The organism is Duganella sp. sic0402, assembly GCF_019219065.1.
Classification (GTDB): Bacteria; Pseudomonadota; Gammaproteobacteria; order Burkholderiales; family Burkholderiaceae_D; genus Rugamonas.
In genome coordinates this window covers 208,768-224,059 of the sequence record NZ_JAHUWK010000005.1, presented here as the reverse complement: position 1 = coordinate 224,059, position 15,292 = coordinate 208,768, and the positions used below count along the sequence as shown (strand labels likewise).

Annotated in this window: 9 protein-coding genes; 5 read left to right on the top strand and 4 right to left on the bottom strand. The window is 62.0% G+C overall.

The window, feature by feature from the left end:
* Positions 1-41 precede the first annotated feature (41 nt).
* Positions 42-2,129, top strand: coding sequence for a TonB-dependent siderophore receptor (locus KW842_RS14970; RefSeq protein ID WP_218304900.1), 2,088 nt, complete (start codon positions 42-44; stop codon positions 2,127-2,129).
* On the opposite strand, the gene KW842_RS14965 is transcribed toward KW842_RS14970, so the two are convergent.
* From KW842_RS14965 to KW842_RS14955, 3 genes are all read right to left on the bottom strand, one after another.
* Positions 2,113-4,398 (bottom strand): GH92 family glycosyl hydrolase, encoded by a 2,286-nt coding sequence (locus KW842_RS14965; protein WP_218304899.1) that lies wholly within the window; start codon positions 4,396-4,398, stop codon positions 2,113-2,115. The two genes, KW842_RS14970 and KW842_RS14965, sit on opposite strands and share 17 nt — an antisense overlap.
* Positions 4,399-4,494: 96 nt before the next feature.
* The gene (locus tag KW842_RS14960) at positions 4,495-7,203 is read right to left on the bottom strand and encodes an alpha-1,6-glucosidase domain-containing protein (RefSeq protein WP_218304898.1); all 2,709 of its coding nucleotides are present in this window, start codon (positions 7,201-7,203) and stop codon (positions 4,495-4,497) included.
* Positions 7,204-7,371: 168 nt separating this feature from the next.
* Positions 7,372-8,919, bottom strand: a complete 1,548-nt coding sequence (locus KW842_RS14955; protein WP_218304897.1) for an oligopeptide:H+ symporter — start codon at positions 8,917-8,919, stop codon at positions 7,372-7,374.
* A 227-nt stretch (positions 8,920-9,146) separates the two neighbouring features.
* On the opposite strand from KW842_RS14955, the gene KW842_RS14950 reads away from it, so the two are divergent.
* From KW842_RS14950 to KW842_RS14935, 4 genes are all read left to right on the top strand, one after another.
* Entirely contained in the window at positions 9,147-10,784 is a 1,638-nt protein-coding gene (locus KW842_RS14950) for an alpha-glucosidase (RefSeq protein ID WP_218304896.1), read from the top strand.
* A gap of 95 nt (positions 10,785-10,879) precedes the next feature.
* Positions 10,880-12,754, top strand: coding sequence for a glucokinase (locus KW842_RS14945; RefSeq protein ID WP_218305029.1), 1,875 nt, complete (start codon positions 10,880-10,882; stop codon positions 12,752-12,754).
* Between the two features lie 131 nt (positions 12,755-12,885).
* Entirely contained in the window at positions 12,886-13,422 is a 537-nt protein-coding gene (locus KW842_RS14940; protein WP_229223703.1) for a PadR family transcriptional regulator, read from the top strand.
* Positions 13,419-14,660, top strand: coding sequence for an MFS transporter (locus KW842_RS14935; RefSeq protein WP_218304895.1), 1,242 nt, complete (start codon positions 13,419-13,421; stop codon positions 14,658-14,660). The genes KW842_RS14940 and KW842_RS14935 overlap by 4 nt, the downstream gene beginning before the upstream one ends.
* Here KW842_RS14935 and KW842_RS27505 read toward each other — a convergent pair.
* Positions 14,657-15,235 carry a hypothetical protein gene (locus KW842_RS27505; protein WP_229223702.1) on the bottom strand — a complete coding sequence of 193 codons (579 nt, stop codon included), beginning with the start codon at positions 15,233-15,235 and terminating at the stop codon, positions 14,657-14,659. The two genes, KW842_RS14935 and KW842_RS27505, sit on opposite strands and share 4 nt — an antisense overlap.
* Between the last annotated feature and the right edge of the window lie 57 nt (positions 15,236-15,292).

The following is a 15,292-nucleotide window of genomic DNA, read 5'->3' as shown; positions in this document are numbered from 1 at the left end:
ATTTATATTGTGAAACTTTTTTAATTTCACACGGATTTTTCATGTCGTTTCAGATTCGAAGCCGCGCCCCGGCGCATTGGCTGGCGCTAGGCCTGGCCGCCGCCTCGCCGCTGGCCGCCGCGCAAGAGAGTGAGCAGGCCCTGCCGCAGGTGACGGTGGCGGGCGACCGCAGCACCGATTTCTACAATCCTTCGCATTCCAGCGGCGCCACCCGCACCGACACGCCGCTGCGCGAAGTGCCGCAAGCGGTGCGCGTGATGACGGCGCAACAGATCGAGGACCTGGGCGCGCTGCGCCTGGCCGACACGGTGGATTATGTTAGCGGTATCTCCCGCCTGAACGACTTTGGCGGCACCTGGGACAACTTCGGCATCCGTGGTTTCAGCAGTACCGACATGGGGTTTCTGGTTAACGGCTTTCCCGGCTCGCGCGGCTACAATCCGCCGCGCGATACCGCCACCGTGGAGCGCTTCGAATTTCTGAAAGGCCCGGCGTCGTCGGTGTACGGCAGCAGTGAACCTGGCGGCACCATCAACATCGTCACCAAGAAGCCGAAGTTCTCGACACATAACGTGGCCGAGATCAGCGTCGGCAGCCGTGGCCTGCGCCGCGCGACGCTGGACAGCACTGGCGCCTTGGGCAGCAATGTCGCGTACCGCCTCAATCTGATGGCGGAAGAGGGCATGAGCCGCTCGTCGCTGCTGGATAACCAGCGTCACCTGATCGCGCCGGCGCTGACCTGGGTGATCGACAATGCGACCACGCTGAATTACGAAGGGGAATTCATGCGCGTGAATACGCCGCTGGACCGTGGCGTGATCAATGTACGCGGCGTGCTGGGCACGCTGCCGCGCGACCGCGTGCTGAATGAACCATCGGACCGCAATATGCGCCTGAACAGCGACACCCATCAGCTGACGCTGGACCGCGTGCTGGCGGACGGCTGGCGCGCGAGGCTGGGCGCCAGCTACAAGGAGAGCACCTTTGATGGCGACTACACCGAAGCCAATGCGCTGGCCGCTGATAACCGCACGCTGAACCGCCAGGCGACCTGGCGCCAGCTGCCGTCGCGCGATGTGTCGATGCAGGCGGAGTTCGAAGGCAAGTTCAATACCGGTGGCGTCGCGCATACGGTGCTGTTCGGCGCCGAGGCGTCGAGCCTGTTCATGAATATGGAAATTCTGCGCTCTACCAATTACCCGATCGATATCTATGCACCGGTGTACGGCAAGCCTGCGCCGGCGTTGACGCTGCTGACCACCAGTTCGGACGAGCAGCAGCGCGTGAAGGCGCTGTTCGCGCAAGACCAGATCAGCCTTACGCCGCAATGGAAACTGCTGGCCGGGCTGCGCTGGGATCAGTATAAGCAGCACGTGGTCAACCGCGTGGCGAAGACCGACACGCGCCAGCAGCAAAGCGAAGTGTCGCCGCGCGCCGGCGTCACTTATCTGCCGGCCAGCTGGAGTTCGGTGTATGTCTCGGCTGGCAAGTCCTTCCGTGGCAACAGCGGCACCGACATCAGCGGCCGCGCCTTCGATCCGCAGCATTCCACCGCGTATGAAGCGGGCGTGAAATTGCAGACCGCCGACGAACGCCTGGGCGCCAGCTTCGCCGTGTTCGATATCAGCAAGACCAATGTGCTGACGGCCAGCGATGTTCCCGGCTATTCGGTGGCGGCAGGTGAGGTGAAGAGCAGCGGCTTTGAGGCGGACGCCTTCGGCCAGATCAACGACAACTGGCGCGTGACCGCCAACTTCTCGTGGATCGATGCGCGCGTGTCCAAGGATAAGACGCTGCGCAGCGGTGCGCGCCTGATGAATGTGCCGAAGACCAGCGCCGGCCTGCTGCTGATCCGCGAAGCGGCGCTGGAAGGCGGCGGACGCTGGGGCGCCGGCGGTGGCGCGAACTATGTCGGCGACCGCGCCGGCAATACCGCCGATACCTACTCGCTGCCGTCGTATGCTACGGCCAAGCTGCTGGGCTACTGGCAAATCAACAAAACCACGCGCCTGTCACTGGACGTGAACAATTTGTTGAACCGCGGGTACTACAGCAACTCGTGGGGCAATCTGTACGTGGTGCCAGGCGTCGAGCGCAGCTTGGTTACCCGCCTCAAGGTCGATCTGTAGACATCGAATAGGGGGCGTCCTCATCCTTGGTGCCGCGCTGCGTATTGGGCTGGCTGGACATGTCGAAGTCCAGCGTGGCGCCTTGCATCAGCGCGGCGTGATTCAGCCAGTTGTGCGCATGGGCTTTACCGTTCACCTTCAGCGACTTGACGTAGCGCTGGCTGTTGCTGTTGGACGGCGCGTTGATGGTGATGGTCTTGCCATTCTCCAGGTGCAGCGTAGCTTTCTTGAACAGCGGCGCACCCAGCACGTACTGCGGCGCCGCCGGTGTCACCGGATAGAAGCCCAGCGCGGAGAACACATACCAGGCCGAAGTCTGGCCGTTGTCCTCGTCACCGCAATAGCCGTCCGGCGTGGGCTTGTACATGCGGTTCATGGTTTCACGCGCCCAGTACTGGGTCTTCCATGGCGCACCGGCGTAGCCGTACAGGTAGATCATGTGCTGGATAGGCTGGTTGCCGTGCGCGTACTGGCCCATGTTCGCAATCTGCATTTCGCGGATTTCGTGGATGACCTGACCGTAGTAGCTCTCGTCGTAAATCGGCGGCAGCGTGAATACCTCATCCAGCTTGGCGACGAATTTTTCGCGGCCACCCATCAGCTGCACCAGACCGTTCACGTCCTGGAATACCGACCAGGTGTAGTGCCAGCTATTCCCCTCGGTGAAAGCGTCGCCCCACTTGAAGGGATTGAACGGCGACTGGAAGCTGCCATCCTGGTTCTTGCCGCGCATCAGGCCAGACTCCGGATCGAACAGCTTCTTGTAGTTCATCGCGCGCTGCTTGTAGATGCCGATTTCCGATTCCGGCTTGCCCAGCGCTTTGCCCAGTTGCCAGATGGTGAAATCGTCGTAGGCGTATTCCAGCGTGCGCGCGGCGTTCTCGTTGATCTTCACGTCGTAGGGCACATAGCCCAATTCGTTGTAGTACTTGACGCCCTTGCGGCCGACAGCGCTCATCGGTCCTTCGTTGTTGGCGCCGTGCTTGAGCGCCTGCCACAGCGTTTCGATGTCGTAGCCGCGCAAGCCCTTGATGTAAGCGTCCGCCACCACCGACGCAGAGTTGTTGCCGATCATGACGTCGGCCAGGCCGGGGCTGGACCACTCCGGCAGCCAGCCGCCTTCCTTGTAGTCGTTGACCAGGCCTTGCTGCATCTCCTTGTTGATCGACGGGTACATCAGATTCAGGAAAGGATAGAGCGCGCGGAAGGTGTCCCAAAAGCCGGTGCCGGCAAACATATAGCCGGGCAGGATCTCGCCGTTGTAAGGGCTCCAGTGAACGACCTGGTTGTTGGCGTCGATCTCGTACAGTTTGTTCGGGAAGAACAGCATGCGGTACAAGCTGGAATAGAAGGTGCGGGTCTGGTCGACGCTGCCGCCTTCAACGCTAATGCGGCTCAGCGTCTTGTTCCAGATATCTTTGCCTTTTTGCGCGGTGGTGTCGAAGTTGTCGCTGGCCAGCTCGCGCTTGAGGTTCAGCTCCGCCTGTTCTTCGCTGATGAAGGACGAGGCCACGCGCATGCCGACCTTCTCGCCTTTTTCAGTCTTGAAGCCGACTACTGCACCACTATGCTCGCTGGCCAGTTCGGTCACGCCTTCGACCAGCTTGTTGCCGCTCCAGATGTGGGTGGAGGTGAACGGCTTGTCGAAGTAGATGACGAAGTAGTTCTTGAAATTCTTCGGCAGCGGGCCGCGTGCGTAGCGGGTGCTGTAGCCGACGATCTTGCGCTGCTCCGGCAGCACCTTGATGTAAGAGCCTTTGTCGTAAGCGTCCACCACCACGTAAGCCTGGTCGGTCTTCGGCCAGGTGAAGCGGAATTGTGCGGCGCGTTCAGTTGGCGTGATTTCGGTGGTGACATCCGAGTCGGCCAGATAAACGCTGTAATAGTAAGGCTTGGCGACTTCCGCCTTGTGCGAGAACCAGCTGGCGCGGTCGTCCTGGTTGAAGCGCAGCTTGCCCGTCACCGGCATGATGGCGAACTGGCCGTAGTCGTTCATCCACGGCGAAGGCTGGTGCGTCTGCTTGAAGCCGCGGATCTTGTCGGCGTCGTAGGTATAGGCCCAACCGTTGCCCATCTTGCCGGTTTGCGGCGTCCAGAAATTCATCCCCCAGGGCAGGGCGATGGTGGGATAGGTATTGCCGTTGGAGAGTTCCGGCTTGCTTGCTGTGCCCATCAGGGGATTAACCCATTCGACAGGATCTTTGACAGGTTGAGCGAAGGCGGTGAGTGATACCAGCAAGGCTGGCAAGACAAGCGTATGCAGTTTCATATGCGGGATAAGAGGCAGCTGACGACGAGCCAGTGTAGCATTGTCGCGCCGCCGCTTACATGGGGAGGCCGCAGTTTAGCGGCTCCCAACTAAACATCACTGCTCGACGAAAACCACCGCACTGCGAGCCGGAATGCTGTAGGCGCCGGTGGCCTGGTTGTAGCTGGCTTCAGCGGCGATGCGCTGGTCCGCCGCGTTCTTGCTGGTGTGGACCGGGTGCAGTTTGTAGCGGCGATTCTTTTCTTCCGCCACGGTGATCGTTTGCGCGGCTTTGTCGACGTTGATCAGGTAGGTGATGGACTTGAAGCGTGCGCCCGGATAGTCCTTGCCGTCGATGTGGGCGGCGATCACGGTTGCTGTCTGCTGCGGGCCGGTGTTGAAGAAACGCAGGCGTTGCCTGATGTCTGCCGCAGCGCGCAGGCGGAACAGTGTGCTGCTGGCGCGGATGGACAGCAGGTCGCGGAAGGCATCGCGCGCGTAAGCGATGTCGGCTGGCGCTGGCTTGATCGCGGCGTTGCGCAGAATGGGCTTGATCAGCGCGTAGTCCTTGCCGTTGTCGGCGGCGGGCGGCAAGCCGGTGCCGTAGTAGTTGTCCTGGTAGCTCCAGTCGAGACGGTTGAACCAGTCGCCGGACTCGAAGCTGTTACGGTCCAGCGATTTGGAGCGCAGGATATCGAAGCCGGCGTGGAAGTAGGCTACGCCCTGGCTGAAGGCGTTGATGGCAGCGCCCAGCATCTGCACTTGTGCGCGCTCGCGCGCGGTGGTGGTTTGCGGCAGCTTGAAGGCGTTGATGTCGTACAGCGTCTGGTTATCGTGATTCTCGACGTAGTTGACGGTTTCGCCTGGCTCGCTGGCGTAGCCGGCCGGCTGGTTGCCGCCGTAGACAATGTCCTGCAGCGCCATGGTGCGGCCGTCGGCGGTTGTCAGCGGGTAGCTGCGGATGGTGCCGGCCAGGCCGGCCTTGACCATGTCCGATGCCTGCAGCAGATCTGCCAGCGGGCGCTTGGCCGCTTGTTCATTCGCGTCGTAGACGAGGCCATTGATGTAGCCTTGCTGCGTGATCAGCTGCACGCCGCTGTCGCCGGCGCCGCCGCCACGTACCGCATCGCGTGCGCGGTCGCTGAAGGTGCCGATGCCGCTGCCGTTCAGCGACAGCTGCGAGGCTTGCACGAAGCGTGCGCCGTCAGCCACTTCGCCGAAGTTCCAGCCTTCGCCGATCAGGTTGATCCGCTTGCCGACGCGGGCTTGCAGCTGCTCCATCGTGGCGCGTGGCTGGTGGCCCATCAGGTCGAAGCGGAAGGAGTCGATCTTGTAATGCTTGACCCACAGCGCCGCCGAATCGATCATCAGCTTGCCCATCATGAGGTTTTCGGTAGCGGTGTTGTCGCAGCAGGTGGAACGTTCGATATCGCCTTTGGCGTTGAGGCGGTGGTAGTAGCCGGGGACTACGCGGTCCAGCACCGACTTCTCGTTCTGCCCGGCGATGTAGGTGTGGTTGTAGACCACGTCCATGCCGACGCGCAGGCCGGCCTTGTGCAGCGCTTGCACCATCTGGCGGAATTCGAGGATGCGTTTGGCGCCGTCGGCGGGATCGGTGCTGTAGCTGCCTTCGGGCGCGTTGTAATGGTATGGGTCGTAGCCCCAGTTGTAGCAGTCCTGGAATTTGACTTTCTCCACGGCGGCTTGCTGCGCCTCGCTGTCTGGCGCGGCCGCCGCGATCTGCGGCGCGACGCAGCCTTGTTCCGGCACACTGCCGATGTCGTACACCGGCAGCAGGTGGATGTCGGTCATGCCGGCTTTGCTGAGCGCGGCCAGGTGTTTCATGCCGTTCGATGTCGTTTCGGTGAAGGCGGTGTACTTGCCGCGATTGGCGGCGCTGACGGTGTTGTCGTTGATTGAGAAGTCGCGAACGTGCAGTTCGTAGACCGTCATGTCGGTTTGCGCGGCGACCTTGTTTGGCGCGCGCGACTTGTCCCAGCCGGCAGGCTTGAGCTGTGCCGCGCCCAGGTCGGCGATGTAGCTGCGCTTTGAATCGGCCGTCAGGCTGACGGAATAGGGATCTGTGACCAGATTGCGTACCAGCCCTGCGGAGGGGGCCACCACGTCCGCCAGGTATTGGTAATACTGGCCAGCTTGACCGGCGCGCGCGGACCAGATGCCGGTGGCGTCATCGCGCGTCATCGGCGTGATGGCGTTGGCTTTGCTGCTGCCGCTGTCGTAAGTGCACAGCGCGACGTTTTGTGCGGTCGGCGCCCACAGCTTGAAGCCCGCGTCGCGTGAGCCGACGGTGACGCCGAGATCGCCGGCCTTGGCCGCGCCAGCGTAAAGATCATCGAGCGCGCCAGCGATTTGCAGCGTGGTCGCATCGCGCACCGTGCCATCGGCGGCTTCGCGCACCAGCAGCACCTGCCGCGTCAGCAAGCGCGCCGTGTCGCCTGATGTGACTGCCAGCACCGGCCCGGCGCCGACGAACTTGAAGCGCTGCGCGACGTCGGCTGGCAACGCGCCCTCAAAACGCGACAAAGCGACCGCACCATCTGCGCCGATGAGGCGCGTGCCAGCCGCCGCGCGCAACTGCGCAGTAGCGGAGTAATACAGCTTGAACACGCCATCAGCGTCAGCAGCCGGCCACTTGATCAACTGCCGGTTCAACCAATAAGCCCGCGCATCGACAGCCGGGGCGGCGTTCAGCGTCGTGGTAAACGCCCCGTCGCAATCCGCCAGCGACGGCGCAGCCGCCGCCGTCAAACAAGACAGCGCCAGCGCGCCCCCCAAACCTGCCGCTACCACGTGCTTACCCGCCATACCGTCTCCCAAAACCGTCAATATTAGGTAGTGCAGTTACAAAATCTGCAAATTACCCTTGAATTTGGCGGTTATGGTACTCCAGAATCTGTAGTTTTGATACTTCCTGGCGATCGATGGTGATGATTGCAGCGGGTCAGAGTTGCCTTGCCCGCCGCGAACGCTTTGCTAGGCCGACTTGCGATAGTTGTCCACCATCTTGTAGCGCGTGGCATACAGCGCGAAGATGGCGGTGACGACGGCGGCGAAGGCGGCGAAGAAGAACATCTGGAAGGCGATCGGACTCAGGCCGCTGTTGGCAATCCAGCCGCTGACCACATCGTTCTTTACCGCCGAGTTGACGATCAGTACCCACAGGTTGCCGACCGTGACGGCCAGATACCAGAAGCTCAAAATGATGCCTTTCATCGACGCCGGCGCCTGGCTGTAGGCGAACTCCAGGCCGGTGGCGGACACCAGCACTTCACCCAGCGTCAGCAGCGCATACGGCAGCAACTGCCACATGATGGAGACGTGGTCGCCGCCATCCATCCACAGCTGGATCATGCCGATCACCACCCATGACGACGCCGACAGCGCAATGCCCAGGCCCATGCGGCGCAGCGGCGTTGGCGTGATGCCAATCGCGCGCATCAGCGGGAACAGCAGGATGTTGTTCAGCGGGATCAGCAGCATCACCAGGATTGGATTGACCGCCTGCATCTGCGCCGGCAGCAGTTTGAATTCCCAGCCGAAGATCGACAGCAGCGGGCTGTCCATCGAGTTGGCCTGCACGATCCAGGTCGATGCTTTCTGGTCGAACAGCGACCAGAACGGCGTGATCATCGCGAACACGATCAGAATGCGCAGCACGGCGCGCACACCTTCCACTGCCGCATCGGTATGCTTGCCGCGTGCGCGCTCCAGTTGCATCGAGACGCCGATGCCGCCAAACGCCAGCACCAGCACCAGCGCCGTGCAGGCGGCAATGACGAAGCCGATGAACGGTGTCAGGCACAGCGAGATCACCGCGGCCACGGCGCCAACGCCGGCCACGAACAAGCCAGGGCGCCATTGACCAGGCGCGCGCGCCAGCAGGGCAGTGCGGGCAACGCTGCTGAACGAATCCGGATTCGGCGCCGCAGGCGGTACGTGCACGTATTTCTTGCGGCCCATCCAGAACACCACAGTGGCCAGCGCCATCAGCAGGCCGGGAATGCCAAACGCCACGCTCGGACCGTAGTCGCGCAGCAGCACCGGCATCAGCAGCGAGGCAAAGAAGGAGCCGAAATTGATGATCCAGTAGAACGCGTCGAACACCAGCTTGGCGCGGTTCTTGTTGGTCTGGTCGAACTGGTCGCCGACAAAGGCCACCACCAGCGGCTTGATGCCGCCCGAGCCGAATGCGATCAGCGCCAGGCCGAGATAGAAGCCTTCCAGATTGTGTTCAAAGATGGCCAGGCAGGCGTGGCCCGCCACGTAAATCAGGCTGAACCAGAATACCGTCTTGTACTTGCCCCAGAAGCGGTCGGCAATCCAGCCGCCCAGCAGCGGGAAGAAATACACGCCGATCACAAAGGTGTGGAAGATGTGCTTGGCTTCGCCGGTGCGGTCGCCGATCGGGATAAACAAAAGCAGCGTGCTGAGCAAGAAAGGCGTCAGGATGTTGCGCATGCCATAAAAGCTGAAACGTTCGCAGCCTTCGTTGGCAATGATGTAGGGGATTTGACGGGGCATGGGCCCGTTGCCGTTATTGCTCACTGTGCTCACTGTGTTTACTCCTGTGTTTGTGTAGTTTGACTACTATTTTTATCTTGGGAATTTCGATGAAAATTCCTAAGCATTTGTTTTATAACGATTATTCGTGGTAATCGTCTAGCCGGGTGCTGATTGAAAAATCTGTTTTCGTCATGTATATTCTCTACAAAATCAAATACATCAGACAGCCAACCCCGGATTCTCTTATGACTCAGCAACTTACTCAAGTCTCCCCGCATTCCCCAGACTGGTATCGCGACGCGATCATCTACCAGGTTTACCCGCGTAGTTATATGGATAGCAATGGCGATGGCGTGGGGGACTTGCCGGGGATTACGGCAAAGCTGGACTATATCGCATCGCTGGGCGTGGACATCGTCTGGATTTCGCCTTTCTTCAAATCGCCGATGAAAGACTTCGGCTACGACATCGCCGATTACTGCGATGTCGATCCGCTCTTTGGCACGCTGGCCGACTTCGATACGCTGATCGCCAAGGCGCACGGCCTGGGCCTGAAAATCATGATCGACCAGGTGATGGCGCACACGGCCGAAGATCACGCCTGGTTCAAGGAAAGCCGTGCCAGCCGCGATAATCCGAAGGCAGACTGGTACGTCTGGGCCGATCCGAAAGCGGACGGCAATCCGCCGAACAACTGGCTGTCGGTATTCGGCGGCTCGGCGTGGCAGTGGGATACCCGCCGCCGCCAGTACTATATGCACAATTTCCTGACCAGCCAGCCGCAGCTGAACTTCCACAACCCGGACGTGCAGCAGGCGCACCTGGACGCGCTGCGTTTCTGGCTGGAGCGCGGCGTGGACGGCATCCGCCTGGACGCGTGCAACTACCACTTCCACGACCGTCAGCTGCGCGACAATCCGCCGGCCACCAACCGCGATTCGATCACGGTCACCGACGTCAACCCGTATGGCATGCAGGCGCATGATTTCGACAAGACCCAGCCGGAGAACGTGCCATTCCTGAAAAAGCTGCGCGCGCTGCTGGATGAATACAAGGCGGTGTCGATCGGCGAAGTGGGTTCGGATGATTCGCTGGCCACCATGGCCGAGTACACCGAGGGCGGCGACAAGCTGCACATGGCGTATAGCTTCAACCTGCTGGTCAACCTGCTGTCGTCGCATTACATCCGCGAGCAGGTGGAGCAGTTCGAGCAGCGCGTGAAGGGCGGCTGGGCCTCGTGGTCGGTCGGCAATCACGACGTGCCGCGTGTGGCGTCGCGCTGGGGCGGTCCATCGGCGCCGCAGGCGTTTGCCAAGCTGGCGCTGGCGATGCAGCTGTCGCTGAAAGGCACGCCGTGCCTGTATCAAGGCGATGAGCTGGCGTTTGCCGAAGCGGACGTGCCGTTTGAGCTGCTGCAAGACCCATATGGCATCACCTTCTGGCCGGAGTTCAAGGGCCGCGACGGCTGCCGTACGCCGATCGCGTGGAGCAATGAGGTCAACGGCGGCTTCACCACTGGCACACCATGGCTGCCGGTGTCGCCGGATCACCTGGCGAAAGCGGCTTCGGTGCAGGAGGCCGATGCTGAGTCGTCGCTGGCGTTCACGCGTGCCTTCACCGCATGGCGCCGCAAGCATCCGCAGCTGCTGCGTGGCGAGATTGCCTTCTTCGATACGCAAGACCAGGTGCTGGCATTGCGCCGCGATCTGGCAGGCGAGCGCAGCATCCTCGCTGTGTTCAACCTGAGCGGCGAAGCGCAGACGGTGGACTTGCCGGCCAGCGCCGGCGCCGAAGCGCTGCAAGGCCACGGCCTGCCGGGCACGGCGGCTGACGGCAAAGTACAATTGCCGGCGTATGGCGCCTGGTTCGGCTACGCGGCGTAAAAACGCCGTAGGAAAAGGAAACGATATGCATCGTTTCCTTCTTTGCATTAAGTATTTCGGGTATGCTTCCGCCAACTGTTTTGACTGAATCTATGATGAAACAAGCTGAAGTGGATCAAAAACTGAACCGTACCGCCTTTGCCGACGGCCCGCGCCTGCTGGCGGACATCGGCGCCACCCACGCCCGCTTTGCCCTGCAGACCGCCCCCGGCGAATTCCGCGCCGTGCGCGTGCTCAAGTGCGACGACTATCCCGACATCGTCGCCATGCTGCGCTCCTATTTATCGGACCATGCCGGCGTCAACCTGAACCACGCGGCGCTGGCCGTGGCCAACCCGGTCAGCGGCGACTACATCCGCATGACCAACCGCGACTGGGAATTCTCCACCGACGAAGTACGCCGCGCGCTCGGCTTGCACACGCTGCTGGTGGTGAACGACTTCACCGCGCTGGCGATGTCGCTGCCGGGTTTGAAACCGGCCGATCTGATGCAAGTGGGCGGCGGCAAGCCCGCCTCGAACTCAGTGATCGGCGTGCTGGGCCCGGGCACCGGCCTGGGCGTATCGGGCGTGATCCCGACCGTTGACGGCTTCGTCACGCTGGGTTCGGAAGGCGGCCACACCAACTTCGCGCCAGCCGACGAGCGCGAGTATGCGATCCTGCAATATGCATGGCAGACCTGGTCGCACGTCTCGACCGAGCGCCTGATCTCCGGTCCCGGCATGGAAATCATCTACCGCGCCATCGCCAAGCGCAACGGCCGCCAGGTGCGCGACCTGACCTCGCAGGAAATCATCTCCGGCGCGCTGACCGACAAAGACCCGCTGTGCCTGGAAGTGCTGGAATGCTTCTGCGCCATGCTGGGCGGCGCCACCGCCAACCTGGCCGTGACACTGGGTGCGTTCGGCGGCATGTTCATCGGCGGCGGCATCGTGCCGCGCCTGGGTGAGTGGTTCGCCAGCTCGCCGTTCCGCGCGCGCTTTGAAGCCAAGGGGCGTTTCACCAGCTACCTGGCCGAGATTCCAACCTACGTCATCACCACGCCGAACCCGGCGTTTTATGGCGTCGCAACGATTCTGTCCGAACACCTGCGCGGACGCAGCGGCGCCAACACGCTGATGGAACGCGTCCAGCATCTGCAGCACGAGCTGACGCCGGCCGAGCAGCGCGTCGCACAGCTGGTGCTGGAGCAGCCGCGCCTGGTGCTGAACGAACCGATTGCCGATATCGCGCGGCTGGCTGAAGTCAGCCAGCCGACCGTGATCCGCTTCTGCCGCTCACTGGGTTTCCTCGGTCTGGCCGATTTCAAGCTGAAGTTCGCCAGCAGCCTGACCGGTGCGATACCGGTGCGGCACAGCCAGGTGCGCGTCAGCGACAGCACGCACGACCTGAGCGCCAAGGTGATCGACAACACCGTTTCGGCGATTCTGAAATTCCGCGACCAGCTGGACGTGCGTTCGCTGGACAAGGCGATCGCGCTGGTCGCCAAGGCCAAGCGGGTCGAGTTCTACGCCATGGGCAATTCGCGGGTGGTGGCGCTGGACGGCCAGCATAAATTCTTCCGCTTCCGGATTCCGACTTCGGCGTATGGCGACTCGCACCTGCTGACGCTGGCGGCCGAATTGCTGAAACCGGGCGACGTGGTGATTGCGATTTCGAATTCCGGCAAGCTGCCGGACCTGCTGGCGGCGGTGGACGCGGCGCGTTCGGCCGGCGCCGACGTTATCGCCATCACCGCCAGCAATTCGCCGCTGGCCAAGAAAGCCAGCGTCTGCCTGGCGGTGGACCATACGGAAGACAGCACCACCTTCCTGTCGATGATCTCGCGCATCCTGCAACTGCTGTTGATCGACATCCTGTCAGTCGGCATCTCGCTGGACGCGCAGAATGCCCGCCTGATAGTCGAACACAAGAGCAGCAATGGGGAAGCGGACAACCGCCGCCTCCTCATTTCCCACCTCGACGGCTAAGCACGCCACCGCCCAATAAAAAAGCAGGCCATGATGGCCTGCTTTTTTTTCGCCGTTACAAATCGCTACTTGAATTTCTTTCGCAATGAGTTAAGATATATCGCAATAAGTTATATCTTAAGGGGTTTGAAATGTTTCATCGTAACCATCATCACCACCATCATCACCCACAAGGCCCGCATGGCCATCACCACCACCCAGGCGGCCACGGCCCACGCGGTCGCGGCCCGAAAATGTTTGACGCCGGCGCCATGCGCTATGTCGTGCTGCAACTGATCGCTGAAAAACCGCGCCATGGCTACGAGATCATCAAGGAGCTGGAGCAGCGTTCCGGCGGCGGCTACACGCCAAGTCCGGGCGCCATTTATCCGTTGCTGTCCATGCTGCTGGATATGGGCCACGTAGTTGCTTCGCCGGATGGCAACAAGAAGCTGCACACCATTACCCCGGAAGGGGAGGCTTTCCTGGCCGAAAACCGCCAGTTCGTCGACGCCATCCTGGCCCGACTGGCTGATCCGGACGAGCACCGCGAAGGCTTGCGCAGCGCCATGCATGACCTGAAGCACGCCGCCATCGAGCAAGCCCGCGCCAGTAATCATAGCCCGGAACGCATCGAGCAGATCCGCGCCATCCTGCGCAAGGCGGTCGAGGACATCAACGCATTATGAGTTCCCCGCTTCCGCTGACGCCGGCGCGCGAGCGCATGGTGCTGTGGCTGCTGGCGTTGACGCAGTTCACCGTCATCATGGATTTCATGGTGATGATGCCGCTGGCGCCGCAGCTGATGCGCGCCTTCGCGATCGAGCCGGCAGCGGTGTCGGGCGCGGTGTCGGCCTATGCCTGGTGCGCCGGCATTTCCGGCCTGGCCGCCGCCATGTATATCGACCGCTTCGACCGCCGCAAGCTGCTGCTGACGGTGTTTGCGCTGTTCACGCTGTCCAACCTGGCCTGCGCCGCCGCGCCGAACTTCCATGTGCTGGTGCTGTCGCGCGCCTTTGCCGGACTGACCGGCGGCATTCTTGGCGCGATTGTCATGGCCATCATCGGCGACCTGATCCCCGCCAACCGGCGCGGTGCTGCCACCGGTATTGTGATGACCTCGTTCAGCATGGCTTCAGTGGCCGGCGTGCCGACCGGTGTAATGCTGGCCGCGCACTTCGGCTGGGCGTCGCCGTTCTATATTCTGGTGCTGTGCTCGCTGCCGATTCTGCTGCTGGCCGCGCGCGTGCTGCCGGCGCTGGACAGTCACCTGCCGAACCGCACGCCGCTATCGCAGGCGCTACCCGGCCTGATCGCGCTGTACAAGCAGCCGATGCACCTGAAAGCCTTCCTGCTGTCGGTGGTGAATATGATGACTGGCATGCTGGTGATACCGTTTATTTCGCCGGTGCTGGTGAGTAACGTCGGCTTGCAGCCGGCCGAGATCACCTATGTCTACCTGGCTGGCGGCGTGGCGACCTTCTTCACCGCGCGCATGATAGGCAAATGGTCGGACCGCGTCGGTGCGCAGAAGGTGTACCGCATTGTTTCGTTGCTGTTTATTCTGCCGGTGCTGTTCATCACCCATATGCCGGTGATGCCGCTGGCCGGCGTGATGCTGTTCTTCCCGTTCTTCATGGTGCTGGCGTCGGGCCGCAATATTCCGATGCAGGCGCTGATGACCACGGTGCCGGAGCCGGGCCGGCGCGGTGCTTTCCTCAGCGCCAATGCGGCCATCCAGCAGGTCGGCACCGGTGTTGGCGCGCTGCTGGGCGGGCTGACGCTGCATACGCAGGCGTCCGGCCACATCGCCGGTTACGGCTTGAACGGCTGGATCGCGGCCGGGCTGGCCGTGTTGACGGTGTTGTGGGTAGGGCAGGTGCGCGGCGCCCCGACAGCAGCGGCGCCGGCGATAAAGGCGGCTTAGTTGTCGACGGCGGTGCGCTTGCCGGGATGCTTCTCGCGGCGCCAGCGGCCGAGACTGATGGCTTCTTCGCTGGTGGCGTCTTCGACCAGGATTTCATCGTCGCTGGACGAGACCAGGAAGCTTTCCCAGCGCTGCGCCGCTTCGGCGCTGTTTTCCACAAAGCTGAACTGCCAGTAGCTCTTGCCGTTCAGCTTGCGCGGTGCTGGATCGTATTCGAGCAAGCCGCCATGCGCCTTGCCGCCCGAGTTCTTTTCAATCGCGGCCGACCAGGCTTGCAGCTCGGGCAGCGCCATCAGCGCAGCCGCGCCCTGATCCTTGGTGCGGATGGCAGGCGGCTCACCCGGCGGCACCGGGTCCTTGATTTCGGCCGGACGATGCGGTGCGGCGGCCGGGGCGGGTTTTTTGACCGACGCGGCGCTGCTGGCGCTGGCTGGCGGTGTGAGCTGCGCCTTGACCGTGACCTGTGTTTCGACGGATGGGGAGCGGCTGAACCAGGCTGCCAAACCCAGCGCGATGACTGTCGTGGCCACGCCGGCGACGACCAGTTTGCGGGAGGACTGCTTGCTTAATTCCATGAGTGGATAGCTGAGACTATTTTATTGTCGGCCATACTAAACTAAAGGCATGACAGG

Excerpts from the sequence above, each read along its gene's own strand:
- KW842_RS14950 (WP_218304896.1), top strand. The coding sequence starts at position 9,147 with ATGACTCAGCAACTTACTCAAGTCTCCCCGCATTCCCCAGACTGGTAT.
- KW842_RS14965 (WP_218304899.1), bottom strand. The coding sequence starts at position 4,398 with ATGAAACTGCATACGCTTGTCTTGCCAGCCTTGCTGGTATCACTCACC.
- KW842_RS14935 (WP_218304895.1), top strand. The coding sequence starts at position 13,419 with ATGAGTTCCCCGCTTCCGCTGACGCCGGCGCGCGAGCGCATGGTGCTG.
- KW842_RS14960 (WP_218304898.1), bottom strand. The coding sequence starts at position 7,203 with ATGGCGGGTAAGCACGTGGTAGCGGCAGGTTTGGGGGGCGCGCTGGCG.
- KW842_RS27505 (WP_229223702.1), bottom strand. The coding sequence starts at position 15,235 with ATGGAATTAAGCAAGCAGTCCTCCCGCAAACTGGTCGTCGCCGGCGTG.
- KW842_RS14970 (WP_218304900.1), top strand. The coding sequence starts at position 42 with ATGTCGTTTCAGATTCGAAGCCGCGCCCCGGCGCATTGGCTGGCGCTA.
- KW842_RS14955 (WP_218304897.1), bottom strand. The coding sequence starts at position 8,919 with ATGCCCCGTCAAATCCCCTACATCATTGCCAACGAAGGCTGCGAACGT.
- KW842_RS14945 (WP_218305029.1), top strand. The coding sequence starts at position 10,880 with ATGAAACAAGCTGAAGTGGATCAAAAACTGAACCGTACCGCCTTTGCC.
- KW842_RS14940 (WP_229223703.1), top strand. The coding sequence starts at position 12,886 with ATGTTTCATCGTAACCATCATCACCACCATCATCACCCACAAGGCCCG.